Annotated in this window: 22 protein-coding genes; 12 read left to right on the top strand and 10 right to left on the bottom strand. The window is 71.3% G+C overall.

All coding sequences use genetic code 11. The features are described 5' to 3' along the window. Positions 1-52: 52 nt before the first annotated feature. The 7 genes from VGR37_15095 to thyX form a co-directional block, all read right to left on the bottom strand. A complete protein-coding gene (locus VGR37_15095) occupies positions 53-262 on the bottom strand; it encodes a hypothetical protein (GenBank protein ID HEV2148729.1) in 210 nt (69 codons plus the stop codon). Then, entirely contained in the window at positions 262-1,101 is an 840-nt protein-coding gene (locus VGR37_15100; GenBank protein ID HEV2148730.1) for a Phenylacetic acid catabolic protein, read from the bottom strand. The genes VGR37_15095 and VGR37_15100 overlap by 1 nt, the downstream gene beginning before the upstream one ends. Further along, positions 1,098-1,394 carry a hypothetical protein gene (locus tag VGR37_15105; protein ID HEV2148731.1) on the bottom strand — a complete coding sequence of 99 codons (297 nt, stop codon included), beginning with the start codon at positions 1,392-1,394 and terminating at the stop codon, positions 1,098-1,100. Before VGR37_15105 ends, VGR37_15100 begins: the two co-directional genes overlap by 4 nt. A gap of 33 nt (positions 1,395-1,427) precedes the next feature. Further along, complete coding sequence (locus VGR37_15110) at positions 1,428-1,823, bottom strand: metal-sulfur cluster assembly factor (GenBank protein HEV2148732.1); 396 nt, start codon at positions 1,821-1,823, stop codon at positions 1,428-1,430. Next, positions 1,823-2,764, bottom strand: coding sequence for a Phenylacetic acid catabolic protein (locus tag VGR37_15115; protein HEV2148733.1), 942 nt, complete (start codon positions 2,762-2,764; stop codon positions 1,823-1,825). The genes VGR37_15110 and VGR37_15115 overlap by 1 nt, the downstream gene beginning before the upstream one ends. Before the next feature lie 223 nt (positions 2,765-2,987). Continuing rightward, on the bottom strand, positions 2,988-3,989 hold the full coding sequence (locus tag VGR37_15120; GenBank protein HEV2148734.1) for a DUF4365 domain-containing protein: 1,002 nt from the start codon (positions 3,987-3,989) through the stop codon (positions 2,988-2,990). Between the two features lie 44 nt (positions 3,990-4,033). Next, entirely contained in the window at positions 4,034-4,816 is a 783-nt protein-coding gene (gene thyX / locus VGR37_15125) for an FAD-dependent thymidylate synthase (GenBank protein ID HEV2148735.1), read from the bottom strand. A 149-nt stretch (positions 4,817-4,965) separates the two neighbouring features. On the opposite strand from thyX, the gene VGR37_15130 reads away from it, so the two are divergent. The 3 genes from VGR37_15130 (at position 4,966) to corA (ending at position 7,366) form a co-directional block, all read left to right on the top strand. Then, the gene (locus tag VGR37_15130; GenBank protein ID HEV2148736.1) at positions 4,966-5,874 is read left to right on the top strand and encodes a cobalamin-binding protein; all 909 of its coding nucleotides are present in this window, start codon (positions 4,966-4,968) and stop codon (positions 5,872-5,874) included. An 81-nt stretch (positions 5,875-5,955) separates the two neighbouring features. Further along, the gene (locus VGR37_15135; GenBank protein ID HEV2148737.1) at positions 5,956-6,327 is read left to right on the top strand and encodes an SPW repeat protein; all 372 of its coding nucleotides are present in this window, start codon (positions 5,956-5,958) and stop codon (positions 6,325-6,327) included. Continuing rightward, positions 6,311-7,366 (top strand): magnesium/cobalt transporter CorA, encoded by a 1,056-nt coding sequence (gene corA, locus VGR37_15140; protein ID HEV2148738.1) that lies wholly within the window; start codon positions 6,311-6,313, stop codon positions 7,364-7,366. Before VGR37_15135 ends, corA begins: the two co-directional genes overlap by 17 nt. A 33-nt stretch (positions 7,367-7,399) precedes the next feature. Here the strand turns inward: corA and VGR37_15145 are convergent, their stop codons facing one another. Continuing rightward, positions 7,400-7,972: a hypothetical protein gene (locus tag VGR37_15145; protein HEV2148739.1), complete on the bottom strand. Its 573-nt coding sequence runs from the start codon at positions 7,970-7,972 to the stop codon at positions 7,400-7,402. Positions 7,973-8,121: 149 nt separating this feature from the next. On the opposite strand from VGR37_15145, the gene trpE reads away from it, so the two are divergent. The 6 genes from trpE to VGR37_15175 all read left to right on the top strand — a co-directional run bounded on the left by trpE (position 8,122) and on the right by VGR37_15175 (position 17,652). Next, the gene (gene trpE, locus VGR37_15150; protein ID HEV2148740.1) at positions 8,122-9,633 is read left to right on the top strand and encodes an anthranilate synthase component I; all 1,512 of its coding nucleotides are present in this window, start codon (positions 8,122-8,124) and stop codon (positions 9,631-9,633) included. Between the two features lie 371 nt (positions 9,634-10,004). Next, positions 10,005-13,268: a SusC/RagA family TonB-linked outer membrane protein gene (locus VGR37_15155; protein HEV2148741.1), complete on the top strand. Its 3,264-nt coding sequence runs from the start codon at positions 10,005-10,007 to the stop codon at positions 13,266-13,268. 17 nt (positions 13,269-13,285) lie between these two features. Continuing rightward, positions 13,286-14,677, top strand: coding sequence for a SusD/RagB family nutrient-binding outer membrane lipoprotein (locus VGR37_15160; GenBank protein ID HEV2148742.1), 1,392 nt, complete (start codon positions 13,286-13,288; stop codon positions 14,675-14,677). 160 nt (positions 14,678-14,837) lie between these two features. After that, complete coding sequence (locus VGR37_15165; protein ID HEV2148743.1) at positions 14,838-15,275, top strand: hypothetical protein; 438 nt, start codon at positions 14,838-14,840, stop codon at positions 15,273-15,275. 290 nt (positions 15,276-15,565) lie between these two features. Continuing rightward, positions 15,566-17,482 (top strand): ATP-dependent zinc metalloprotease FtsH, encoded by a 1,917-nt coding sequence (ftsH, locus tag VGR37_15170; protein ID HEV2148744.1) that lies wholly within the window; start codon positions 15,566-15,568, stop codon positions 17,480-17,482. Further along, entirely contained in the window at positions 17,479-17,652 is a 174-nt protein-coding gene (locus VGR37_15175; GenBank protein ID HEV2148745.1) for a hypothetical protein, read from the top strand. Before ftsH ends, VGR37_15175 begins: the two co-directional genes overlap by 4 nt. A gap of 59 nt (positions 17,653-17,711) precedes the next feature. Here VGR37_15175 and VGR37_15180 read toward each other — a convergent pair whose 3' ends face one another. Beyond that, positions 17,712-19,004: a glycosyltransferase N-terminal domain-containing protein gene (locus tag VGR37_15180; GenBank protein HEV2148746.1), complete on the bottom strand. Its 1,293-nt coding sequence runs from the start codon at positions 19,002-19,004 to the stop codon at positions 17,712-17,714. Positions 19,005-19,255: 251 nt separating this feature from the next. On the opposite strand from VGR37_15180, the gene uvrA reads away from it, so the two are divergent. After that, on the top strand, positions 19,256-22,120 hold the full coding sequence (uvrA, locus tag VGR37_15185; protein ID HEV2148747.1) for an excinuclease ABC subunit UvrA: 2,865 nt from the start codon (positions 19,256-19,258) through the stop codon (positions 22,118-22,120). Between the two features lie 202 nt (positions 22,121-22,322). On the opposite strand, the gene VGR37_15190 is transcribed toward uvrA, so the two are convergent. Further along, the gene (locus VGR37_15190) at positions 22,323-22,820 is read right to left on the bottom strand and encodes a hypothetical protein (protein ID HEV2148748.1); all 498 of its coding nucleotides are present in this window, start codon (positions 22,818-22,820) and stop codon (positions 22,323-22,325) included. Between the two features lie 313 nt (positions 22,821-23,133). On the opposite strand from VGR37_15190, the gene VGR37_15195 reads away from it, so the two are divergent. Both VGR37_15195 and VGR37_15200 read left to right on the top strand, forming a co-directional pair. Beyond that, positions 23,134-24,525 carry an amidohydrolase gene (locus VGR37_15195; GenBank protein ID HEV2148749.1) on the top strand — a complete coding sequence of 464 codons (1,392 nt, stop codon included), beginning with the start codon at positions 23,134-23,136 and terminating at the stop codon, positions 24,523-24,525. Between the two features lie 85 nt (positions 24,526-24,610). Beyond that, positions 24,611-25,897: an amidohydrolase family protein gene (locus VGR37_15200; GenBank protein HEV2148750.1), complete on the top strand. Its 1,287-nt coding sequence runs from the start codon at positions 24,611-24,613 to the stop codon at positions 25,895-25,897. Positions 25,898-26,589: the final 692 nt, after the last annotated feature.

A 26,589-nucleotide genomic window follows, 5' to 3' on the forward strand; every position in this document is an offset into this window, starting at 1 on the left:
CCTGGCCGGGACCCGCTCCACTTTTACCAGGAGGTGCGGGGAAGCAGGCTCCCTACGGCTCCTCTCCGTGGTCCTCCCACTTGATGTACTCGAACCCCGTGCGGCAGCTCCGGCACCAGTACTGCGCAACCGAGAGCTGCCCCCCGAAGGGGTTCACGAGGTGCGTGTCGCGCCCCTCGCAGAACGGGCAGGGGGCGCTCTCCGGCAGGATCCCCGGCTCGGCGTCGCCGTATCGTGGCTCGCGCGCGCTGCGGTCCGCCATCAGTCCAGGAGCAGGGCGCGGTTCTTGTCGCCGCGGGCGCGCGCAGCGGTGGCCTCGTCCAGCGAGCCGCCGGCGCGGCGCGTGGCCTCGTCCCATCCGTCCCACTCCAGGGTGCCGGCGTACTCGCCGTCCGCGGTGAGCCCCGCCGCCTCCGCCAGTCCGGTCTCCACGAGCACCGGCGCCACGCGGGCCAGGAAGCGCGCCCGCAGCTCCGAGGGGCCGGCGGTCACCAGCCCCTCCTCCACCATGCGGCGCATCCCCGGCGCGTCGTCGTCGCCCAGCCAGCGCAGCGACTCCGGGAGGTAGCGCCGGAGCGACTCCGCCAGCTCCTCGCGCACCTCCGGGACGACCGCCATGCGGCGCGTCCAGCCGGCAGCGTACTGGAAGTGGAAGCGCTCCTCGTCCAGCATCTTCTGCACGCGGTTGTGCGCGGGGGAGTAGCGGCTCTCGGCCAGGGCGGAGTACTGCACCGCCAGGGCGGTGTCCACCAGCAGCCCGGCGGCGATCATGTCCGCCCAGGAGCCGAAGGCCGCGTCCAGCCCCGGGTGGCTGCGGTACTCCGCCGCGGGCCGCTCGTGCTCCAGCGCCTTGGGCTCGTCGCCGAAGTCGCCCAGGAGCGCATAGGTGAGGCGCGCGTGCCCCCACTCGTCCTGCGCCATGGACGACGCGGCGATCCCCGCCTCCAGCGTGGGCGCGCCCAGCATGCGGTCGCTGTAGCGGAGCCCCAGGACCCGCTTGCTGTCCGCCAGCGCCAGGATGACCCCGCGCAGCGCCGCCCGCGCGTCTTCCGGCAGCTCCGCCGCCGTCTCCACCCGTACCAGGGTCCTGGACGTGCTCATCGATTCTCTTTCACGGCCAGGTCGTTCCCGCCGTACGAGCCGGTGCCGCGGGCGTGCACCAGCTCCTGTTCGTCGTCGCGTCCCAGCAGCGTCACGAACTGGCTCTCCGCCGGGTCCACGGGGATGATCGCCGAGCGCGGGACCACGCACATCTCGTCCCAGTTCTGCTCGTCGTAGGTCTTCCAGGCGTAGACGCGGGCCAGCTCCGCCGAATCGGCGTTGATGAAGCCGATGTGCCGCAGCGGCTCACCGCGCGTCTTACGCGCGAACACTTCGAAAACGGGCTCTTTCAAGGGAGTGCGAGAGTGCGAAAGTACGGGAGTGCGCTACATCGACACGCCGAAGCGGCGCAGCGCCTCCCGCCCTTCGGGCGAGATGCGCGCCTTGGTCCAGGCCGGGCTCCACGTCTCCACCACGCGCACCTCCTCCACCCCCGGCTCGCGCCGCAGACGGTCCTCGATGTCGTAGTGGATGAAGGCCATGCACGGGCAGGCCGTGGCGGTGAAGGTGAGGTCCACCTCCACCGTGCCGCCCTCCCGCCGTATGTCGTAGATCAGCCCCAGGTCCACCAGGGAGATGGGGATCTCCGGGTCCATCACCTCGCGGAGCGCGTCCCAGAGCGGTCCTGTGCGCCGGTCGAAGGGGACCGGGTACTCCGCGGGCGCGTCGAGGACCGCAGCGCCGCCTCCGTCGAACCGCTCCGCCGAGGTGGCGCACGCCATCAGGCCGCCTCCAGCATGCCGCGGAAGGCGCGGCCCTCCTGGATGGACTCCACGAACTGCTTGTTCGCGGGGCCGCGGCCCTTCCAGCGCTCGAAGACCTCGCTCCAGGAGATCTCGCCCTCGTCCATCAGCCAGCGCTTCTCGTCCTCGTCGTACTGGCAGGGGAAGGCATAGTCGAGGACGAACTTCTGCTCCTCCTCGCTCCAGTGGGCCGGCACCTTCACGCCGATGGACTCGCAGAGCGGGACCGTGCTCTTCATCCAAGTCTGCCGCAGCTCGTCGTTGGTCATCCCCTTGAGCCGGTACTCCAGCTGGCCGGAGTGCCGCTTCATGTCGTCGGGGAGGCCGAACCACTCCACCGCCATGGGAAACATCCAGTCGACGGCGCGCTGCACCTTCTCCTTGGCCTCGCCCCCCGCGCCGGCGAGCCGCTTCATCCACATCTCGCCGTGGCGGAGGTGGAAGGTCTCCTCCTGGTCCACCTTCACCAGCGCGCGCTTGAGCGGGCCGTAGGAGGTGTTCTTGAAGACGTCGCCCAGCAGGGTGATCCCGGCGCGGTCGTACAGCCCGTTCGCCACCACCAGCTCCGCCCAGTTCTCCAGCGGGTGGTCGAAGCCGTAGGGGTGCTTGAACTCGTGCGGCTGGCGGCCGTACACGAGCTGCTCCTTGTCCATCCCCAGGTCCTCCAGGAGACGGTAGGCGATGTTGGCGTGCGCCAGCTCGTCCTGGATGATGGCCGTGGCGGAGACCATGGTGTTGGTGGACGGGGCGTCCTTCGCCGCGCCGAAGTAGGCGGGGGCGGAGATCAGCTCCGTGTCGGCCTGCACCAGGAGCTGGACGATCAGGGCGTTGCGGTACCCCTCCGTCATGTCGTCCGGGTACTCCACGATGAAGCCGTTCTGGACCTTCTCCTTCAGCTCCTCGTCCGTGAATCGGGCCATGTGCGATCCTCGTGTTCCGTGAATGGGTCGCGGTGCTTCGGCACCCCCAGAACTCCCGTCATCCTTCCCTGATCGACGACGAGGCCCGGGTGCCACACCGAGGCCCGTTCGAACGGTTGTTCGGCGCGGAAGCTACCACCGCGCCTGTCGCCGCGTCAACCCGCCCGCGGGTGCGCCGGAGCGGTGATCCTGCGCTGGGGAGGCTCCCGCAAGCACGGGGTTCTCACGCACGCGGGCCACGCCTTGACGCGACCAGCCGCTGGAACTCCTGAATGATCGGCATGCGGGCGTAGTGCGACGGGGTGAAGGCCATCCTCACGAAGTCTTCCTGCGCGACGCGTGCACCCGATCGCCCCTCCAGGTAGCCCTCGGACTCGAACCCGCGCTGCCAGTCGTCGATCAGCCGAACCAGTGCCCTCCCCCGTGAAGTCAACGGCGCGACGAACGTCGGCTGCATCTCCTGGCCGTACCAGTAGGTCAGGCAGTCCGAGACGTTGACGTCGGCCAGGTGCTGCTCGACCAGGAACAGGACATACCCGAAGAGAAAGTCGTGCTCCCCCGGTCCCACCCCGAGTCCCGCCTCAATCTCGGCGTCGGCAAGGATCTCGGTCGCGACTTCCACCGCAAGGTCCATCCCGAAGTAGACGGACCGCGCGATATTCGTCAGGCCGTTGGCGAACAGGTCGAAGTACGAAAGCGGGAATGAGGCGTTCCCCGAAGTGGCTGCCACCATCGTCCGAAGAACGTCGTCGATCGCCAGAAACGGGAGCGAAGATGCACCGACCGTGGAGAAAAGCTGCTCGCGAGTCGCATCCTGCAGCCGGTTTTGCTTCGGTACCGCTATGTACGCCGACGACGACCTTTCCGGGCTCCTGAGGGCCTGCCGCGCGTCGGCCCAGTACGTCGCGCCGTCCGCCGGAGAGTGCAGGAAGACGAGAACCGGGATCGGGAAGCGCTCCCAGTAGAATCTATGCTTCGGATCCGGGTAGAACCGCCATTCCCGCCCGTTGTCATGAAAGTACGAGAGGCCGCTCTTGACCTGCGCCGCCACCAGCTGGCCAATCGCCTCACCTGCGTCGTTGACGAACTCAATCTGCCCATCGATGCCGACGTCGGACGTTGTGGTCTCCCGCCAGATCAGCCCCAGCCGGTTGACCTCGGCCGCGACGGCGAGAATCCCAGCACGCTCCACGGCCAGGTTCTGCGGCGCCCTGGGCATCGGCATTGGCATTGGCTGCGGCGTACCTCCAGTCCAATCGGTCTGGCCCGTCAGACCTTGGGGTTGAGGGTCTCCACGACCTCGGTCCCATCGGTGTGCGGTACCAGGCGCATATCGCCGAAGATGTTGGGGGCCTCCGCCTGGAGGAGCCTCAGGACCACCGCGGTAAGGCGCCGGATCTCCCTGTCGGCCGACCCGCTTCCCCGCATCTCGCAGAAGTGACGCCAGGCGCGGGCGTTCCCCGTCGCTACGATCTTAGTCTCGGCTGCGTTCGGGAGCACGGAGCGCGATGCCTCCCGCGCGCGCTTCTTCCGCATCGTTGCCGGACCGTCGTCGCCTACCTTTTCCGTCAACTGGTCGAGAAGCCTTCTGTAAGCCCCCAGCGAGTGCTCGCACGCCTCCCTCCAGGTGTCGAACTCCGGAGTGCTCTCTTCGATCTCCGGGGGAAGGACGAAGCCGATCTGCGATTCGTCTACGTACCGTTGACTCAGCTGAGAGTATCCCATACCGGCTCTGTGCCGCACCAGCTCGTGCGTGAGCGAGCGGCTCACCCCCTCGATGAGCAGCGACCACACGGCGTGCTCCAGCACGCTTCCGTGCTTCACCTTGAGGATGTTCGCCAGGTACGACTCGTTGCTCGTGCGCCCCGGGATGGTGCGGTGCCCCCCCTCCAGCCCCGCGTCCTCGCCGAAGCTCAGGTAGCACAGCCGCCCCGCGAACTCCGCGACGACCTCGCCCGCGACCTCGCTGTCGCTCTCCCAGCGGATGTGCTCCGGGTAGACGAACTCCTGGCGGGCGATTACGGTGACGCGCGGCGCGCGGATGATCTGCATGCGGGGCCTCCGGGGTCGGGGTTCGAGAGCGCGGAAAGTAGATCGTCGGCCTCGCCGCCACAAGGCGCGGGGGAGGGGCGCCCCGGTTGCGCGGGCGGGGCCGCGGCGCGCATCTTCGCTCGCGTGCCACTTCCACCGGAGGATCGCCTTTGAGGATCGTCTCGCTGCTCTCCAGCGCCACCGAGATCGTCTACGCGCTGGGGCTCCAGGACCGGCTCGTCGGGATCTCCCACGAGTGCGACCATCCGCCGGAGGCGCTCCGCCTCCCGCGCGCCAGCCGCTCGCGCTTCGACCCGGCGGGTCTCACAAGCGGCGAGATCGACGCCGCGGTGCGCCGCTGCATGGCGGAGTTCGGGAGCGTGTACGAGGTGGACCGCGCCCTCCTGCGGGAGCTGCGCCCGGACCTCATTCTCACCCAGGGAGTGTGCGAGGTGTGCGCCGTCCCCACCGGCTCCGTGCAGGAGGCGGTGCGGGAGCTCCCTGGGGCGCCCGTGGTGCTGTCGCTGGACGCGCACACCCTGGACGGGATCCTGGAGACGGTGCGGCAGGTGGCGGAGGCGGCTGGGGAGCCCCGCGCCGGCGCGGAGGCCGTGGCGCGGCTGCGGGAGCGGATGGACGCCGTCGCGGAGCGGGTGGCGGGCCGTCCCGGTCCCCGGGTGCTCGCACTGGAGTGGCTGGATCCCCCGTTCGCGCCGGGGCACTGGGTGCCGGAGATGGTGGAGCGGGCCGGCGGCGAGTGCCTGCTGGGGAAGGCAGGGGGGCGCTCGCTGCAGGTGCCCTGGGGCGAGGTGGAGGGCCTGGACCCGGAGCTGCTGCTCCTCCTCCCCTGCGGCTACGACATGGAGCACGCCCGCGCCGACGCCGACCGCAGCCGGGAGCGCCTCCGCGCGCTGGCGGGCGGGGTGGCGGACGAGGGGAGGGCGTGGGTGGGGCACAGCGCCTTCTTCAGCCGCTCCGGGCCGCGCGTGGTGCGGGGGATCGAAGCCCTCGCCGCCGCGTTCCACCCGGACCGCTTCCCCGGCGCGGACAGCGCCGGGATCCTGGAGCGCTGGCGCTAGGGCCGGCGCGGCGCTTGCACCCGGCGGCGCGGAGCGGGCCGGCCGGCGGCGCGCCCACCCCCAGCGGAGGAGACGGAGCGGATGCGGCTTTCCACCCGTGTGCACGGATTCCTGGATTACCTGGTCGGCGCGCTCGTCGCCGCTTCCCCCTGGCTCCTCGGCTTCGCGCAGGGCGGGGCGGAGACCTGGGTCCCGGTGGCGGTGGGCGGAGGGGCGATCCTGTACAGCCTCTTCACCGACTACGAGCTGGGCGCGGTGAAGCGGCTGCAGATGACCGTGCACCTGTGGCTGGACGCCATCGGCGGGATCGTGCTGGCCGCCTCCCCCTGGGTGCTGGGGTTCGACGAGCGCGTCTGGATCCCGCACCTCGCCTTCGGGCTCTTCGAGGTCGCGACGGCGTTCGTGACCGACACCATCCCCTCATACGAGCGCCGCCGTGCCCGCCGGCCGTGAGCTGGGCCCCGGCGCGCCGCTCGACGTCGACGCCCTCCCGCTCCGGGCCGAGGTCCACGCCTGGGCGTCCGGCCCCAAGGGCGTGCACGCCGTCCCGGTGGACGAGGCGGTCCGCCTCTTCCGCGAGCGCTGCGGGCCGGGGCGGACCGAGCCGGCGGAGGAGGTGGTCTGGATCGACCTCGTCCGCCCGGAGGAGGCGGAAGCCGCGTTCCTGCGCGACACCCTGCACTTCCACCCGCTCGCGGTGGAGGACTGCATCCGCGGGCGGCAGCGCCCCAAGGTGGACCGCTACCCGGGCTACTTCTTCCTGGTCCTCTACGCCACCCGCATCAACCCCGACCGGGAGCGGATGGCGCTCAACGAGATCCACATCTTCCTCGGCGAGCGCTTCGTCGTCACCGTCCACGACCAGAAGATCGGGCAGGTGGCCGAGGTGGTGGCCCGCTGGCGCGCGGCGCCGGGCCACTTCCGCGACACGGGGGCCATCGCCCACGCGCTCCTGGACGGCATCGTGGACGGGTACTTCCCCGTGCTCGACCACTTCTCCGAGCGGCTGGAGGACATGGAGGAGGCCATGCTCGCCGACCCGGACCCCGGCGGCGGGCTGCACGACGTGCTCGGCGTTCGCCGCGAGCTGACGCTGTTCCGCCGGGTGGTGGCCCCGCAGCGGGAGCTGTTCACCTCGCTGCTGCGCCGCGACGTCCCGTTCCTGCGCCCGGAGCTGATCCCGTACTTCCAGGACGTCCACGACCACGTCATGCGCGTCACCGAGGAGATCGACGCGCTCCGCGAGCTGCTGGCGGCGGTGGTGGACGCGTACCTGTCGGCCGCGTCCAACCGGCTGAACCACACCATGCGGCTGATGGCGGCGTGGTCCATCATCCTCATGGCCATGGCGTGGATCGCCGGGATCTACGGGATGAACTTCGACGTGATGCCCGAGCTGCACTGGCCCCTGGGGTACGCCTGGGCCCTGGGGGTGATGCTGGTGGTGGGAGGGGGGCTGTTCACGTACTTCCGCCGCAGGCGCTGGATCTGAGGACCCCTTCCGGCGCTCCGGGCGCAGGACGGGTCACAGCGAGAGCTGCGCCCCGACGGTGAGGAAGACCTGGTTCGTCCACCCGCGGTCCCCGTCGAAGTTGGAGACGTAGCTGTTCGCGCCGTAGCGGATCGCCAGGTTGGGAGAGAACGCGATGCCGCTGGAGATCCCCAGGTTCAGGGCCAGGTCGGTGGGTCCCCCCTCGTAGCGGGCCTGGCCCACCCCCGCCTCCAGGGCCAGGGGGAGCATCCCCTCCGCGCCGCCGCGGGGGACCTGCGAGTAGGCCAGGCCGGCGCTCCAGTGCTCCACCGTGACGTGTTCGCCGTGCACGACCACCCCGAAGGGGAGCCGCCCCGTCACGCGGGGCGTGGAGCGCCGGAAGTCGCCGAAGGCGGACCACTGCGGCAGCAGCCGGAGCCCCGCGCGGGCTCCGAGCATCCAGTCGCCCTCCAGCCTGGCGTCCCGGGTGGGGAGCGTGCCGAAGAACCCGTAGCCGACGTACGGTTCCACCGACACCGACAGGAGCCTTCCCGGCGCCTGCGAAGCCGCGGGGAGGGCGGCGGCAGCGGAAAGGAGCACGGCCGCGAGGAGGGTGCGATGCGTCATGGGCTTGCTGGCTCCGGGTTCGGGTTGCGGCATCATCGCAGGTCCCGCCCACCCGCGCAAGCCGGATGCGGCGGAACGTTGACAGCCGGGGAGCGCCGCCGGAGATTTCACGCCCGTTCCCTCCACGCCCGGAAGCGCCCCGCGACGCCATGCAGCTCCAGCCGTCCTTTCCCGAGTTCCTGAGCGCGGCGCGCGAGGCGACGCTCGTCCCGGTGTCCCGGGAGTTCCTCTTCGACACCGACACGCCGGTCACCGCGTACCACAAGCTCGCCCGTCCCCCGTTCGGCTTCCTGCTGGAGTCGGTCGTGGGCGGCGAGCGCTGGGCGCGGTACACCTTCCTGGGGACGGAGCCCCGCTCCGCCTGGCGCCTGGTCGGAGACCGCATCGACCGCTGGACCCCCGGGGAGGGGTGGCGGGAGGGGGAGCGATCCCCCGACCCGCTCGCGGAGTTCGAGCGCCTGGTGGGGCGGTACGCCCCCGCCGAGGCGCCGGGGCTCCCCCGCTTCTGGGGCGGGGCGGTGGGGTTCTTCGGGTACGACGTGGTGCGCCACGTGGAGCGCCTCCCGGACGCCCCGGCCGAGGGGCTCGGCCTTCCCGACGCGCTCTTCATGCTCACCGGAGTGGTCGTCGCCATCGACAACCTCTTCGGGCGCGCGCGCGCGGTGGCGGGAGTGGAGACGGAGGGGGCGGACGAGGCGGAGCTGCGCCGCCGCTACGATGCCGCGGCCGCCGAGGTGGACGCCGCCGTCGAGCGCATCCGGCGGGGCGCGGCGCCCGCCCCGCTCTCCCTGGGGAGTCCCGCGGCCGAGGACCCGCCGTTCCGGAGCACCTTCACTCGGGAGGACTTCGAGGATTCGGTGCGCCGCGTGCAGGAGTACGTCCGCGCCGGGGACGCCTTCCAGGTGGTGCTGTCGCAGCGGCTCTCGCTCCCGCTGGAGGTCCCCTCGTTCGAGCTGTACCGGGCGCTCCGGACGCTGAATCCCTCGCCGTACCTCTTCTACCTGGACCTGGACGGCTTCCAGCTCGTCGGCTCGTCGCCGGAGGTGATGGTGCGCCTGGAGGAGGGAAAGGTGACGGTCCGCCCGATCGCCGGCACGCGGCGCCGCGGCGCGAGCGAGGAGGAGGACGCCGCGCTCGCCGGGGACCTCCTGGCCGACGCCAAGGAGAAGGCGGAGCACCTGATGCTCCTGGACCTGGGCCGGAACGACGTGGGGCGCGTGGCCCGCTACGGGAGCGTGCGCGTCCCCCAGCGGATGGCGATCGAGAAGTACTCCCACGTCCTGCACCTGGTCTCCACCGTGGAGGGCGACCTGCGCGACGGGCTCTCGGCCGTGGACGTGCTGCGCGCGTCGTTCCCGGCGGGGACGGTCTCCGGCGCGCCCAAGGTGCGCGCGATGGAGATCATCGACGAGCTGGAGCCCTCCCGGCGCGGGCCGTACGCCGGGGCCGTCGGCTACTTCGCGCACGGGGGGCGGACGATGGACACCGCCATCGCCATCCGCACCGTGGTGGTGCAGGGCGGACAGGCCCACGTGCAGGCAGGCGCAGGCGTCGTGGCCGACTCCGTTCCCGCTGCGGAGTACGAGGAAACCCTGAACAAGGCGCGCGCCCTCCTCCGGGCGATGCAGATGGTCGGTCACGCGGGCGGGGGCGGGGCTTGACACCCCACGTCTCGTCCGCAAATATTTAGCTGTTCCGGAAAACTCTGCCGTTGTTCCCTATCTCCTTCCTTTCGGTAGGGCGGCGCGCCGGGACTCGTTTCCTTCCCGTGGTTCGCAAATCCCGTCGGTTCGGCTCCATCGCAGGCCAGTAGCTGTATGTGTTCGCATAGCCAGCCGGGCGCTACCGCCCGCCACTCCATCCAGCAAGCAGCCAAGGAGGAGATTCCGCCGGACGTTTCGTCGTGAAGGGCCCCTGCGTTCTTCCGTTTCCGAAGGGAGCCCCCCACCTGCGGCGCCGCACCTCGCGGATGCCGTGTAAGCCGTCTTCCAGCCTGTTGGGTTATGAACCGCCACAACCAAGGAGAGCGGGAATGAGAACGATTCGTTGGCTCTGGATGGCCTGCCTGGCACTGACGCTCGCGCCTGCGTCGCTGCTGGGGCAGGAGCCGGTGACGATTTCCGGACGGGTCACGCGCGAGGGCGGGGCCGGCGTCGCGACCGCCTCCGTGCGCATCCCCGCGCTCAGCGTCGGGGTGGTTACGGGCGAGGACGGCACCTACCGTCTCGTGGTCCCGGGTGCGCGCGTGCGCGCCGGGCAGCAGGTGCAGCTCGTGGCGTCGCAGGTGGGCCTCGCGCAGCAGTCGCGGACCATCACGCTGACGCCGGGCGCCAGCCTCACGCAGAACTTCCAGCTCGCGGCCGACCCGCTGCAGCTTGAGGCCATCGTGGTCACGGGCGCGGGCACCGAGACCCGGGCCGAGCGCCTGGGCACGACGCGCGCCTCCGTCTCCGGCGAGGAGATCGCCCGCTCCGCCGAGCCCAACGTGGTGCAGGCGCTCGCCGGGCGCGTGGCGAACGTGCAGACCACCCAGCAGGGCGGTGAGGCCGGGGCGGGGACCGCGATCCGCATCCGCGGCACCACCACCATCTCCGGGACGGGCCAGCCGCTCTTCGTGGTGGACGGCATGCCGGTGAACAACGAGACCCGTGTCGCCGGAAACATCATTACTGGGGCTCAGTCGGCCCTTGCCGGCGGCGCGGTCTCCAACCCGATGATGGCGTTCAACCCGGACGACATCGAGAGCATCGAGATCCTCAAGGGGCCGGCTGCCACCTCCATCTACGGCGCGGCCGCGGGTGCGGGCGGGGCGATCCTGATCACCACCAAGCGCGGACGTCCGGGGCGGACCACCTACGCCCTGCGCTCCTCGCTCCAGACCGACCGGCCGCTCAACCTGGTCGAGACGCAGCGGACGTTCGGCGTCGGGACCCAGGGGAAGACGCCGACCACCTGCGTACCGGGCGGGCAGACGAACTGCTTCCTGAGCGCCGGCTTCTTCAGCTGGGGCCCGACGATCCCCGAGGGGACACCCACTTACGACCACATCGGCGAACTGTACGAGACCGGCCGGGCCTGGGAGAACAGCCTGTCCGTCTCCGGCGGGAGCGAGCGCACCACGTTCTACCTGTCCGGGAGCGCGCTCAACCACGACGGCTTCATCGTCACCGACAACGACAAGTACGAGCGCTACACGGTGCGCCTGAACGGCACCCACCGCATGCGCGACAACTTCAATGTCGGCGGGAACTTCTCGTACGCGCAGACCGACGGCTCGTTCATCGAGCGCGGCAACTCGGTCAACGGCCTCCTCCTGGGCGCCGGCCGCAGCCCGGCCGAGTTCAACAACAAGGAGTACCTGCACCCCGTCACCGGCTTCCACCGCAGCTGGCGCTTCCCCAACCCGGGCCCCACGGCGGAGGTCGCCAACCGCGGGTTCGACAACCCGTTCTACGCCATCAACGAGATCAAGAACCTGGCGCAGACCTACCGCACCACCGGGAACGTCAACCTCGACTGGCAGGCGCTCTCCTGGCTGGGCGTTCGGTACAACCTGGGCGTGGACTACACCAGCGACGACCGGATGAGCGGGTACCCGAAGCAGGTCTCGGGCGCCGAGTCGGGCGGCTCGCTGACCCGCTGGCAGTTCTACGACCGGGTGCTCGACCACAACCTGGTGGTCAACGCCGACTACTCGCTGGGGAACAACCTCGCCGGCACCATCAGCCTCGGCCAGAACCTGAACGAGTCCTATTTCCGCCAGGTGTACGTCACCGGCCGTGAGCTGATCGCCCCGACGCCGTTCAAGCTCGCGAACACCGTAACCCGCGACGCGCCGAACGACCTCGAGCAGCGCGGACGCCTGGAGGGGTACTTCGTGCAGGGCACGATGGACGTCGCCGACCAGCTCTTCCTGACGGCCGGCATCCGGAACGACGGCTCTTCGCGCTTCGGTCCCGAGACCAACCGTGCCTGGTACCCGCGTGCCCAGGCGGCGTGGAGCTTCTCCCGCACCTTCGGGCTCCCGGAGTCGCTGGTGAGCATCGGCAAGGCTCGCGTCGCCTACGGTGAGAGCGGTCAGCAGCCGGCGTTCTACCTGCAGCAGGACATCGTCACCGGCAACAACGTCGTCGACTTCAACCCGGGCTCCGTGCTCAACCCCACGCTGGGCGGCGTCGGCGGGCTGTACTCCGCGGCCAACCGTGGGAACCCGGGGATCAAGCCGGAGCGCGTCGGCGAGCTGGAGGCGGGGCTGGACCTGGGCCTGTTCAACGCCCGCTCCGACATCAGCGTCACGTACTACCGCCAGCACGGCGAGGACGTGATCCTCAACGTCCCGACCGCGCACTCCACCGGGTTCTCGGGCGTCGCGCTGAACGCCGCCGAGGTCGAGAACCGCGGCTGGGAGGCGAACCTCAATGTGCGCGCCGTCGAGACCCGCGACCTGACCTTCAACGTCGGGCTGCAGTGGGCGCGCAACCGGAACGAGCTCCTGAGCCTGGGCGACACCCTGGTGACGGTGGCGGGCTTCTTCCAGGCCCAGTCGTTCGGCGGCCGCACCACCAACGCCGTGGTCGGGCACCCGCTGGGCGTGTTCCGCGGGCAGGACTTCGCCCGCTGCGGGCAGGACACCCGCCAGTTCGTGGTGGACGCCTGCAAGGCGGCCAACGCCCCGAACGGCGCCCTCTACATCGCCGAGAACGGGTTCCCGATCCGCGACCCGGACGTCCGGGTAATCGGCGACCCCAACCCGGACTGGACCGGCGGTCTGAACGCGGAGCTGGGCTTCCGCGGCCTGCGGCTGAGCGCGCTGGTGGAGACCCGCCAGGGCGGCACCGTGCAGAACATGACCCGTGCCTCCATGTACCAGTACGGGACGCACAAGGACACCGAGATCCGCGGTCAGCAGCGCACCTTCGGCTCGGACTTCTTCCCGGGGGCGGTCGTCGGGCCGGGCGCCAACAAGCCGGTCGTCCTGGGTGAGAACTGGTTCAGCGGCTCCGGCCTCGGGCACATCGGCGGCCCCGCCGCGCAGTTCCAGGAGGACGGCTCCTTCACCCGTCTGCGCGAGGTGGCGCTGGCCTACACCTTCGACCAGCCGTGGGTGAAGCGCGCCACCGGGTTGAGCAGCATCGATGCCCGCGTCGCCGGCCGGAACCTGGCACTGTGGACCGAATACACGGGCTTCGACCCGGAGGTCAACGTCGGCGGCGCCTCGGTGGGGAACCGCGGGATCGACTGGTGGGTCAACCCCACCGCCCGCACCCTGGTCTTCTCCGTCGGCCTCAACTACTGAACAGGAGCGGTTGATCCATGCATAGATCGGCAAAGCTGGCGGGAGTGCTCGCCCTGAGCCTGGGGGTCGTCGGGTGCACCGACTTCCTCACCGGCCCGGGGCTCACTGAGAACCCCAACAACCCGACCACGGCGAGCGCGTCGCAGCTCTTCGTGGGCATCCAGGCCAACCAGTTCGTGCAGCAGGAGGGACAGCTGGCCCGCACTTCCGCCTACTACACGCAGCAGCTGTCCGGGACGAACAACCAGCAGGCGGACTACGGCAGCGCGTACACGATGGGCGAGTCGGAGTTCAACGGCTGGTTCGCCAACGTGTACGGGGGCGGTGGCCTGCTGGACATGCGGAGGGTGCAGGCGATGGCCCGCGAGGCCGGCGACCAGAAGCTGGAGGGGATCGTCAAGGTCTGGGAGGCGTTCACCATCGGCATGGCCGCCGCGGGCTGGGGAGACATCCCATACCGTGAGGCACTCGACCCCAACAACCCGACGCCGAACCTGGACCCGCAGCAGCAGGTGTACGCCGATGTCCAGAAGGTGCTGGACGAGGCCATCGCGCTCCTGGGCGGCCCCTCCACGATGCCCGCCAACGTGGACCTGGTGTACGGCGGGAACGCCGGCCGGTGGCGGCGCGCGGCGTACACCCTGAAGGCCCGTTTCCACATGCACACCGCCGAGCGGCTGGGGCGGCCCGCCTACGAGGCGGCGCTCGCGGCGGCGCAGCAGGGGATCAACGAGGCGCCCACCTCGGTCGCGGACGCGGTTCACGGGCGGGCGCCGGGCAACTTCCGCACGCTGCACGACAACGAGCTGACCAAGGCCAACATCTGGGCGCAGTTCCTGGGGGCCCGGCAGGACCTGACGGCGAACCGGGTGCTGATCGACATGCTCAAGGGCCGTGCGGGCGATCCGCGCCTGGCCGGGTACTTCGATCCCGCGGGCGACGGGCAGTACCGGGGCGCGGACCAGTTCGGGCGCACCAACTCGCAGCCCATGTCCACGGTGGACAAGGAGACCCGGCTGCAGTTCACCTTCCGGCAGCCCCTCGTGACCTGGGCGGAGACCCAGCTGATCATGGCCGAGGCCAAGTTCCGGCTGGGCGACCCGGTCGGGGCGCTCCAGAACGTGAACAACGTTCGTACCGCGCTCGGGATGCCGGCCCTCGCGGGTCCGATCACCTTCGAGCAGGTCGCGGAGGAGAAGTACATCGCGATGTTCCAGAACATCGAGGTGTGGAACGACTGGAAGCGGACCTGCTACCCGAAGCTGACGCCCGGCGGGCCGAACTTCACCTCCGCGTCGATGATCCCGGCGCGCTGGGTGTACGGCCTCACCGAGCGGCAGAACAACCCCAACATCCCGCTGCCGTCGAAGGCGCCGGCGCGGAACTGGAACGACCCGAACCCCTGCTGATCGTACCGCAGGCCGACGGAACGTAGCACGAACGGTCCGGCCACCCCAGGGGCAGCCGGACCGTTCCCCTTGCCCCTCCGATCGAACGACCATGCGAGACCTGTCTTCCCACGCGGAGCTTCCGCGCCCGGAGCGCCGACGGCTCGGGTGGATCCGGTGCGTGTCTGCACTCGTCCTCCCGTGCGTGCTCCTTTCCGGGTGCTTCAACAACGTGCCGCTGCAGGGGAACGACCCGGCCCCCCGGAGCCGGGTGGTCGTCCGGCTCACGCCGGGTGGCTCGGACGAGGTGGCGCGCCAGGTGGGGCCGCGGGTGGTGGCCATCGAGGGCGACGTCGGCGAGGTCCACGACGACGCCATCCAGATGTTCGTGCGGGTCACGGAGGAGCAGAGTGGCGTGGACGCTCCCTGGCGCGGCGAGTCGGTGACCATCCCCCGGTCCGCGATCGCCTCGGTGGAGGAGCGGACGCTGAGCCGCCGCCGCTCCATCCTGATGGTCGGGGCCATAGCGGTGGGCGCGATCCTCATCGCCCGGATCTTCGTGTCCGGATTTGCCGGGAGCGAGGATCCCGACCCCGGCGGCGGGACTCCTGCCCAGTAGCCCGCCCCACGAGCAGCCCACGGCGTCCGTCCCTCCCCGGGACGGGCGCCGTTTCCGTTGGAGCAGACGTAAACGAAAACGGGGCCGCTGCTTGCGTTCGGGGCGCCGGGCCGGCGCCCTGACGGGGCGGACCATGGTCCGAGTCTTGCGCCCGCCTGGGCCTCATGGCAGACGGCACGAAGTTCCCAAACGACCGCCGCAACAGACCGAACGACCGTCGGGGCACGCCCGACCGCCGGAACGGCCGCGGCCCCGGGGGCCCACTGGACGACCGGAAGACCCGGTTCTCGGTGGGCTACCTCGTCTTCGCCTTCATGGCGCTGGTGGCCATCAACTACCTGCTCGCGGGGCAGGGAGAGAAGGAGATCCTCTACAGCGAGTTCAAGGAGCAGGTCCGCGCCGGGCACGTGAAGGGGGTGCGCCTGGGCGAGGCGGTCATCCACGCGGAGCCCATCGACTCCATCCAGAAGGCCGACGAGGTCCGGGCTTGGAGGGTGATCCGCACCGGGATCACCGACGACACGCTGGTTCCCCTCCTCGAAGCGCGCGGGGTCAGGGTTGCGGGGATGCCGCCCAACTGGCTCTCCGGCGTGCTGGGCTGGCTCCTCCCGCTCGCGCTGATCCTCCTATTCTGGTTCTGGATCCTGCGCCGGATGAACCCCACGCAGGGGGTGCTCACGGTGGGGAAGAGCCGCGCCCGGATCGTGGGCGAGGAGGGGACGGGGGTCACCTTCGACGACGTGGCCGGCGTGGACGAGGCGAAGCAGGAGCTGGTGGAGATCGTGGAGTTCCTGCGCACGCCGGAGAAGTTCGCCAACCTGGGGGCCAAGATCCCCAAGGGCGTGCTCCTGGTGGGTCCCCCGGGAACCGGGAAGACGCTGATCGCGCGGGCGGTGGCGGGGGAGGCGGGGGTCACCTTCTTCTCCATCTCCGGGGCGGAGTTCGTGGAGATGTTCGTGGGTGTGGGCGCGGCGCGGGTGCGCGACCTGTTCGCGCAGGCCAAGGCGCAGGCGCCGTGCATCATCTTCATCGACGAGCTGGACGCGCTGGGGAAGGCCCGCTCGCAGGGCGGGATCATGGGCGGGAACGACGAGCGGGAGCAGACGCTGAACCAGCTCCTGGTGGAGATGGACGGCTTCGACCCGCACATGGGCGTCATCATCATGGGCGCCACCAACCGCCCGGAGATCCTCGATCCGGCGCTCCTGCGCCCCGGCCGCTTCGACCGGCAGGTGCTGGTGGACCGCCCCGACGTGAACGGCCGGCTGGCGATCCTGCGGATCCACGCCAAGGACATCAAGCTGGCGCCCGACGTCCAGCTCGACCGGATCGCGCGGCGCACCCCCGGCTTCGTGGGCGCGGACTTGCAGAACCTGCTCAACGAGGGGGCGCTCCTGGCCGCCCGCCGCGACAAGCCCGCCGTGACCATGCGCGAGATCGACGACGCGGTGGACCGGATCGTGGCGGGGCTGGAGAAGAAGAACCGCCTGATCAACGACAAGGAGCGCACCATCGTCGCGTACCACGAGGCGGGGCACGCCATCGTGGCGGAGCGGGTCCCCACGGCGGACCCGGTGCACAAGATCTCCATCATCCCCCGCGGGGTGGCGGCGCTCGGCTACACGCAGCAGCTCCCCACCGAGGACCGCTATCTCCTCACGAAGCAGGAGCTGATGGACCGCGTGGCGGTGCTGCTCGGCGGGCGGGTGGCCGAGGAGATCGTCTTCGACGAGATCTCCACCGGGGCGGGGAACGACCTGGAGCGGGTGACCGACCTGGCGCGCCGGATGGTGACGGAGTACGGGATGTCGCGCGAGCTGGGGCCCATCAACTACTCCGGGCCGCGGCGGGCGCAGTTCCTCCCGGGCGCGGACGGGGACGGCGGCGGCGGGAACTACTCCGAGGACACGGCCCGCACCATCGACCGCGAGATCCACGGGATCGTGGAGGGGACGTACAGCCGCGTGCGGGAGATCCTGGTGGCGGATCGGGACATCCTGGAGGTGCTCGCGCAGCGGCTCCTGGAGGTGGAGGTGGTGGACGAGGCGGACCTGCGCCGGATCATGGGGCTTCCGCCCCGCACCCACGAGCCGTCGGAGGACCGGGTGGTGGAGACGCCGCCGGTACGGCCCGACGAGACGCAGGTGCTCCCCGCGTCCGGCGGAGCGGATGCCGGGGGAGACGAGCATCAACGACCGGAGAGGTGAACGTGGCGAGAGACGAGCAGGAGCAGGGGAAGAGCCCGAAGCCCTCGGGGGAGCAGGATGCGCCCGCGCCGGAACGGCCGGTCCCGGAGGAGGAGGTCCGCCGCACTGAGGGGCAGGCCGACAAGCCCTCGCAGGCCGAGGGAGATCGGGGGGGCGCTACCGGCGGCTGAATTCCCCGTCGTAGCAGCGAGGTCCCCTTCCCCGGGTGCTCCGGGGGAGGGGACCTCCGTCATTCTCCCATCAACGCCGCCACCACCTCCGCTCCCCGCTCCGCCGCGCCCAGCCCCGCCCGCACGTACGCCCGCGCCCGCTCCCCCGCCGCGCGGCGCTCCGCCTCCCGGTCCAGCAGGACCCGCAGGCGCGCGGCCAGCTCGTCCCCGTCAGCCATCGCCCAGGCGGCTCCGGCCTCCACCAGCTCACCGGCCTCGCGCGCGTTGGCGTGCCGTGGGCCGAAGAGCACCGGGAGGCCGAACGCCGCGGGCTCCAGCACGGAGTGCAGTCCCGCCGTCCCGAAGCCGCCGCCCACGTAGGCCAGGTCCCCGGCACCGTACAAGTCGCCCAGGACGCCCATGCGGTCCACCAGCACCACGTCCGCGGCGATGGCGCCCGCCTCCACGGCGGAAAGGCGGGCGTGCCGCAGGGCGTGGCGGTCCAGCAGCGCCTCGGTCTCCTTCAGGTGCTCCGGGGTGGGCTCGTGCGGGACCAGGAGCAGCTTCACGGGGGCGTCGGCGTCGATGCAGGCGCGCAGCGCGGGGAGTAGCCGCTCCTCGTCCGGGGGCCAGGTCGAGCCGGCCACGAGCACGGGGCGGTCCGGCGAGGCGACGGCGCGGAGGAGAGGGGCGCCGCGGTCCACGCCGGCCGCGCGCGTCCACACCTGGTCGAAGCGCGCGTCGCCCATCACGGTTCGGCGCTCCGGGGGGACCCCCAGCGCGCCGAAGCGGTCCGCGTCCGCGATGGAGATCGCCGCGACGCGGTCCAGCCGCGCGTAGGCGGGCCCCAACAGCGCCCGCGCCGCCCCCGAGAGGCGGCTGGACGACGCCGGGAGGGTGCCGCTCAGCATCGCCATGCGGACGCCGCGGCGCTTCGCCTCGCGGCTGAGCACGGGCCACACGTCCGTCTTGGAGAAGGCGAGCACGTCCGGGCGCAGCAGCTCCAGCGCGCGGCGCACGTCGCCAGGGAAGTCGAAGGGGAGGAAGTCGACGAAGTCGGCGGGGACGGTCATGGCGAACCGCTCCGCCGACGGGGAGAAGAAGGTATACACCACCTGCGCGTCCGGCCGCCGCGCGCGGAACGCCTCCACAACCGCGCGGGCCTGCAGCCCCTCGCCCACGCTGGGCGCGTGGAACCACACCAGCGGCCGCGCCGCGTCCTTTTCGGTGAAGGCCCACGCCTCCATGCGGTCCAGCACGCAGCGGCGCCCGCGGATCCCCTGCGCCAGCTTCCCCCTCCCGCGCGCGAGGAGCGGGAGGGCGGGGGAGGCCGCGCGCAGCGCGGCCACGTAGAGCGATTCGGCCAATGACATCCCGAGAAGCTACCGTCCCGCGGGCCGTTCGGCACCCCCACGGAGAGGGCCGCAGGGAGGGGGCGGGGGTGGTCGGAGGAAAAAGCCTTGTGTCCGAGCGTAGCGAGTTGGCTTTTTCCGGAGCGCCACCCCCGCCCCCGACCGCCCGCGCGACACAGCCACGGTCCACAAAGCCGCGGCCCCGGACATGCAGCACCCCCAAGCCGCTCGCGCCGCTTACCTTGCAGAAATGATTTCGGTATACTTTCGGCATGAAAGATCGCATCGTCATCCGCGGGGCCCGGCAGCACAACCTCAAGAACCTGGACCTGGACATCCCGCGCCGCTCGCTCGTGGTGGTGACCGGCCCGTCGGGCTCCGGGAAGTCCTCGCTCGCCTTCGACACCGTCTACGCCGAGGGGCAGCGGCGCTACGTGGAGTCGCTCTCCACCTACGCCAAGCAGTTCCTGGAGCGGATGGAGAAGCCCGACGTGGACCGCGTGGAGGGGATCTCCCCCGCGGTCGCGATCGAGCAGCGCAACCCCACCAAGACGTCGCGCTCCACCGTCGGCACGGCCACGGAGGTGCACGACTACCTCCGCCTGCTCTGGGCGCGCGCCGGGCGCACCTACTGCCCCGGGACGCACCCGGACCATCCCTGCGGCCGTCCGGTGCGCCCGGACACGGTGCAGAGCGCCACGGACGCCGTGCTCGCCCTCCCCGGGGGGACGCGCTTCACCGTCGCCTTCCCGCTCCCCCTCTCCGCCCGCGTCACACACGCGCTGGTGGTGGACAACCTGCGCGCCCTGGGCTTCCTGCGCGTCCGCGCCGACGGGCGCGACCTGCACCTGGACGACCTGGCCGAGGAGCCGGGAATCGACCTGACGAAGGCGAAGGAGCTGCTGGTGGTGGTGGACCGGCTGCGGGTGGACCCCTCCGACACGGAGCGGCTGGCGGACTCGCTGCAGACGGCCTTCGCAGAGGGCGAGGGGGAGGCGGTCGCGATCCTGGAGGACGGGGCGCCGCTCCGCTTCACCGAGCGCTTCCGCTGCCCGGACCACCCGGGGATCGAGTTCGCCCGGCCCTCGCCGCAGCTCTTCTCCTTCAACAACCCGTACGGATCCTGCCCGGAGTGCACCGGCTTCGGCGCGGTTCTGCAGTACGACGAGACGCTCGTGGTCCCCAACCCGGCGCGCTCGCTGGAGGAGGGGGCGGTGGATCCGTGGAGCAAGCCGCGCTACGACGCCCGCCGCCGCCGGCTGACGGACTTCGCCAGGCGCGAGGGGGTGCGGATGGACACCCCCTGGGCCGAGCTGCCGGAGACGTTCCGGCGCGCCGTCGTCCACGGGACGCGCGGCTTCGAGGGGGTCATCCCGTTCCTGACCGCGCTGGAGGAGAAGCGCTACAAGCAGTACATCCGCGTCTTCCTGCGGCAGTACCAGAGCGCGCAGCTCTGCCCGGTCTGCGGCGGGGCCAAGCTGCGCCCGGCCGCGCTCTGGGTCCGGGTGGCGGGGAGCACCATCGCCGAGATCTCGGACCTGCCGCTCGCCAGGCTGCGCGAGTGGGTGGAACGGCTGGGGGACAGGGGACAGGCGACAGGCGACACCCGGCAGCTGGGGCCGCAGGAATGGGAGATCGCCGAGCCCATCCTGCGGGAGCTGGAGGCGCGCGTCGGCTTCCTGAACGACGTGGGGCTGGGGTACCTGACGCTGGAGCGGCAGACGCGCACCCTCTCCGGGGGCGAGGCGCAGCGCATCACCCTGGCGAACGCGCTGGGGAGCAAGCTGATGGACACGCTGTACGTGCTGGACGAGCCCACCATCGGGCTCCACCCCGCGGACAACGACCGGCTCCTCCGGCTCCTGGTGCGCCTGCGCGCCGCCGGGAACACGGTGCTCATGGTGGAGCACGACCCGGAGGCCATGCGCGTTGCCGACCACCTGGTGGAGCTGGGGCCGGGGAGCGGCGAGCGCGGCGGCGACCTGGTGTTCCAGGGCTCGCTGGAGGAGATCCTCCGGGCCGACACCCTCACCGGGCGCTACCTCTCCGGCCGCGAGGAGATCGCCATCCCCGAGCGGCGCCGCGGGGTGAACGGGCCCCGGCTGCGCATCACCGGGGCGCGGGAGCACAACCTGCGCGGCGTGGACGTGGAGATCCCCCTGGGCACGCTCACCGTGGTGAGCGGCGTCTCCGGCTCCGGCAAGTCCACGCTGGTGCACGACGTCCTGTACCGCGCGCTGGAGCGGGAGCTTTCCGGCGGGGAGACCAGCGCCAAGCGGCACCTGGGCGAGGCGGTGGGGGGGTACGACGCGCTCACCGGGGCGGGGCTCCTGCGCGGGGTGGTGCTGGTGGACCAGTCCCCCATCGGGCGGACGCCGCGCTCCAACCCGGTCACCTACATCAAGGCGTACGACGAGGTGCGGCGCATCTTCGCCGCGCTCCCCGAGGCCCGGAGGCGGGGGTACGGGCCCGGACACTTCTCCTTCAACGTGAAGGGCGGGCGCTGCGAGGCGTGCAAGGGCGAGGGGCAGACCCAGGTGGAGATGGTCTTCATGGCCGACGTGTACGTCCCCTGCGAGGTGTGCGGCGGGGCGCGCTTCCGCCCCGAGACGCTGGAGGTGCGCTACAACGGCCGGAGCATCCGCGACGTCCTCGACCTCACCGTGGACGAGGCCATCCGCTTCTTCCTGCACGAGGACCGGCTGGGCGAAGCGCTCTGGCACCTGCAGCAGGTGGGGCTCGGCTACCTCCGCCTGGGGCAGCCCGCGCCCACCCTGTCCGGCGGCGAAGCGCAGCGCATCAAGATCGCGCGCGAGCTGGCGATGGGGGCGCGCCGCGGCGGCAAGAAGCTGTACGTGCTGGACGAGCCCACCACCGGCCTGCACCTGGACGACATCCGCAAGCTCCTCCGCGTCCTGGGCGACCTGGTGGACGCCGGGCACACGGTGCTCCTGATCGAGCACAACCTGGACGTGATCAAGACCGCGGACTGGATCGTGGACCTGGGCCCCGGCGCCGGCCCCGAGGGCGGCCGCGTCGTGGCGATGGGCACCCCCGAGGAGGTGGCGCAGGTGGAGGAGAGCCTGACCGGGCGGTGGCTGGCCCCGCTGCTGGAGGGCGCCGCCACGGGCGTCTGAACCCGGCCGATCGCGCCGTGGCCGGCCGACGGCCCTGTTTGTACGTGCGCGAAGCAGGCGCCGCAGGGCCAGCCCGTCACCATCGAGCTGCAGTCCGTGCAGTAGCCCCGCGGAAGGACGGACGCGACGAAAAAGGAGCGGCCGCCGGGATCTCCCGGCGGCCGCTCCGCGTTCAGCTCCGTGCGGCCGGGCGAGGCACCGCTCAGTGCGGCTGCCCGGCGCGGTCGTGCCAGCGGTCGTGCTCCAGCTTGCACTCGGTGCGGACCCGGAGCTGCCAGCGCGCGTCGAAGGGGCGCTGCGAGGCTCGCTCGCGGCAGACCTGGTCGTGCTCCCGGTGGAAGGCGCGGTGCGCGTCCTCGTAGGAGCGCGAGCGGCGGTCGTCGTACCGCCGGTCGTCGTAGCGGTCGTCGTCCCGGCGGTCGTCCCGGCGGTCGTAGCCGCAGTTCTCCGGGGTGTTGTGGGGGTTGCCCTTGCCCTTGCACCAGCCGGGGGGGACCCGCTTGCCCTCGCGCCGCTCCAGGCGGACGCGGTCGTCCCAGCGGTCCTCGTCCCGCCGGTCGTCCCTGTGCTCGCGGTTCCGCACCTCCTCGGTGCGGCTCTTCTCCTTCTTGTTGCCCTTCCCCTGCGCGTCCGCCGGGGCGGCCGCCAGGCCGGCGGCGAGCGCCACCACGAGAGAAAGCTGCAGGCTTCGAATACGCATCTCGGGAGTCCTCCTGTTGGGTACGGCCGCTCTGTTTGGCAACTTGAGTGCCAAGTGCAGAAACCGCAACGGGATCGCGGGAATCGTGTGTTTCCGCCGCATTGCGCCCCCCGGTCCGTCCCCTCAGGGGGACGCGGTCCCGCACCCGGAGGGGACATCCCCGCGCGCGCGCCTTCCTTCCGAACGGACGTTCGCCCTTGACCGGCTCCGCGGGGACGCGGTACAATCCGTCATTACTTCTGTTTACGGAAGCGGGGCCGCCCTGCGCGGCCGTTCGCCTTCCGCGCGTTTTCCAGCAACGAGGAGGAAGTCCATGAAGCGTGCGCTGTCCGCGCTCGTGCTCGCGGCCACGGCCGCCGGGTGCGCGCAGGGCGGGAGGCCGGCCTCCGCGCCGACCCCCGGCTCCGCGCCGCAGGCCACGGCCCCGGTCGCCTTTCCGTCCACGTACCAGCCGCTCCCGTCGCGTCCCACCCTGATCCGCGGCGCCACCGTGATGACCGCCGCCGGCGAGGTGATCCCCAACGGGCAGCTCCTCATGGCCGACGGGAAGATTGTCGCCGTGGGGGCCACCGTGGACGCCCCCGCCGACGCCGCGGTGGTGGACGCCACCGGGAAGTACGTGACCCCCGGCATCATCGACACCCACTCGCACCTGGGTGCCTACGCCAGCCCCGGCGTGCCGGCGCACTCGGACGGAAACGAGGCCACCGACCCCGTGACCGCCGACGTGTGGGTGGAGCACTCCGTCTGGCCGCAGGACCCCGGCTTCGCGCGGGCGCTGGCCGGCGGAATCACCACGCTGCAGATCCTCCCCGGCTCCGCCAACCTGGTGGGCGGCCGGAGCGTGACGCTCAAGAACGTCCCCGCCCGCACGGTGCAGGCGATGAAGTTCCCCGGCGCCCCCTACGGGCTGAAGATGGCGTGCGGCGAGAACCCCAAGCGGGTGTACGCCAATCGCGGCCCCTCCACCCGCATGGGGAACGTGGCCGGGTACCGCGCCGCCTGGATCCGCGCCGCGGACTACCGGAAGAAGTGGGACGACTGGGAGCGGCAGGGGAGCCCGGCGGGGAGCCGGCCCACCCGCGACCTGGAGCTGGAGACGCTGGCCGAGGTGCTGCGCGGCAACATCCTGGTGCAGAACCACTGCTACCGCGCCGACGAGATGGCGCAGATGATCGACGTCGCCCGGGAGTTCGGGTACAGCATCCGCTCCTTCCACCACGGGGTGGAGGCGTACAAGGTGCGCGACCTCATGGCGCGCGACTCCATCTCCGGCTCGCTCTGGGCCGACTGGTGGGGCTTCAAGATGGAGGCGCTCGACGGCACCGACGCCAACGTCGCGCTGGTGCACGACGCCGGGGCCCGCGCCGTGGTCCACTCCGACGACCCTAGCGGTATCCAGCGCCTGAACCAGGAGGCCGCGAAGGCCCTGGCCGCCGGCCGCCGCGCCGGGCTGGAGATCTCCCAGAACGACGCGCTCCGCTGGATCACCGCCAACGCCGCCTGGACCCTCGGCATCCAGGACAAGGTGGGGACGCTGGAGCCCGGGAAGCAGGCCGACGTGGTGATCTGGTCCGGGAACCCGTTCAGCGTCTACAGCCGCGCCGAGAAGGTGTACGTGGACGGCGCGCTGCTGTACGACCGGAACGACCCGGCGCGGCAGCCGGTGATGGACTTCGAGGTAGGGACGAGGAGTGGAATGTAGAATGAAGAATGCAGAATGTAGAGAGGGCTCCTCGTGGCCGTCATTTCTGCATTCTTCATTCTTCATTCATAACCTTTTAGAGCCAATGAAAACACAAAGCATCTTCGCGTTCCTCGCCCTCCTCGCCGCCCCCCTCTCCGCCCAGGGGGTGGTCGCCATCGAGGGCGGCACCGTGCACACCATGGCCGGCGCCCCCATCGAGGGCGGCACCGTGCTGATCCGCGACGGGCGGGTCGTCGCCGTCGGCCGCGACGTTGCCGTCCCCCCGGGGGCGCGGCGGATCGACGCCCGCGGGAAGCAGGTCACCCCCGGCTTCTTCGACTCGCACACCCACACCGGGCTCACCGAGGTGGGGAGCATCCAGGGCACGAACGACTACTCGCTCAACGACCAGGACCAGGACCGGGTCATGGCGGCGTTCAACGTCTCCGACGGGCTGAACCCGCGCTCGATCGTCATCCCGGTCACCCGCATCGCCGGGGTCACCACCGCCGTGTCCGCCCCGGGCGGGAACGGGCTCGTCACCGGGCAGGGCGTGGTGATCGACCTGGCCGGAACCGGCGTGGACGACCTCCTGGTCAAGAGCCCCGTGGCGATGTACGCCACCCTGGGCGAAGGGGTGGAGAGCGCCAGCGGCGGAGCGCGTGGGGGCGCCACCCTGCGGCTCCGCGAGCTGCTGGAGGACACCCGGACGTACATGCAGCGCCGCGGCGACTTCGAGCGCGGCGCCACCCGCCAGTTCGCGGCCAGCCGGCTCGACCTGCAGGCCATGATCCCCGTGCTGCAGGGCCGCCTCCCGCTGGTGGTGGAGGCGCACCGCGCCAGCGACATCCGCACCGCGCTCCGCATCGCCGATGAGTACCGGCTGCGGCTGATCCTCCTTGGCGCCACCGAGGGGTGGATGGTGGCCGACGACCTGGCCCGTGCCCGCGTTCCCGTGGTCCTCAAGGTGCTCCAGAACCTCCCCAGCAGCTTCGAGCGCCTGGGTGCCCGCTACGACAACGCGGCGCTCCTCCGCCGCGCCGGCGTGCAGGTGGCCTTCACCACCAACGAGACGCACAACGCCCGCAACCTCCGGCAGGAGGCGGGGAACGCCGTGGCCTACGGGCTCCCCTACCAGGAGGCGCTCCGCGCGGTGACGCTCTACCCCGCGCAGGTCTGGGGCGTGGACGCCACCCACGGATCGCTCGCCCCCGGGAAGACCGCCAACGTAGTCGTGTGGGACGGGGACCCGCTGGAGCTCCTGACCGAGGTGGAGCACGTGTTCATCGGCGGGCGCGAGGTGCCGCTCGTCTCCCGGCAGACGGAGCTGCGCGACCGGTACCTGCGCATCGACGACACGAACCGGGTGTACGGGCGGGGGACGCAGTGAACGGTTGAGGTTCTTTCGGAAGTGATGGAGGGGGGCCGGCCTTCGGGTCGGTCCCCCTCTTTTTTCGTGGTGCTTCGGGTGGGTTCGGCGCTGGGGCCGCTCCGGAGCCCGGCAAACAGCGCCGGTCTCCTGCGCGGGTCGCGGAGCCCCGGAAACAGCCCCGGGTCTCCGCTCCGGCTCCGGGAGCCTCGCGCGATACAGCCTGCGCGAGTCTCCCTCCGCAACATCTTTCGGGAACGGCAGGGAACTGCAGAACGGATGAACAACCCGCGATGGCGGGCTCCGTGCCGTCGTCGCGGTTAGCCGCCCGGTTGCCTGCATGCGCTACAAATCGGCCGTAACGCTCCGTGGACGCCTGTGCACAAACCGGGAGGATCCCACCTCTCCCGGGCGCTCCGGTGTCCACTCTTTCATTCCCTGGAGCCGCGGAAGTTGGCGCCGCTGCTGGGGAAGCGGTCCGCCGCCGGGTTGGATTTCGGTTTTTGTTCGGTTATCATCTGTCGTGCGGCCGGCGGTGGGCGCCGGCCAACGGTCACGCTCCCCCGGGGTCAGGAAGGTAGCATGGCCTCCAGCGTCTCCGCACTCCGCGAGCTCCTGGAGCGGCGCTTCCCGGACGCGCAGCCGGTCACGCACCGGACGGCGGGCGGTGTCGCCACGGGGATCGCCGCGCTCGACCGGGCGCTCCCCGGGGG

The sequence above is a fragment of the Longimicrobiaceae bacterium genome (genome assembly GCA_035936415.1).
Classification (GTDB): Bacteria; Gemmatimonadota; Gemmatimonadetes; order Longimicrobiales; family Longimicrobiaceae; genus JAFAYN01.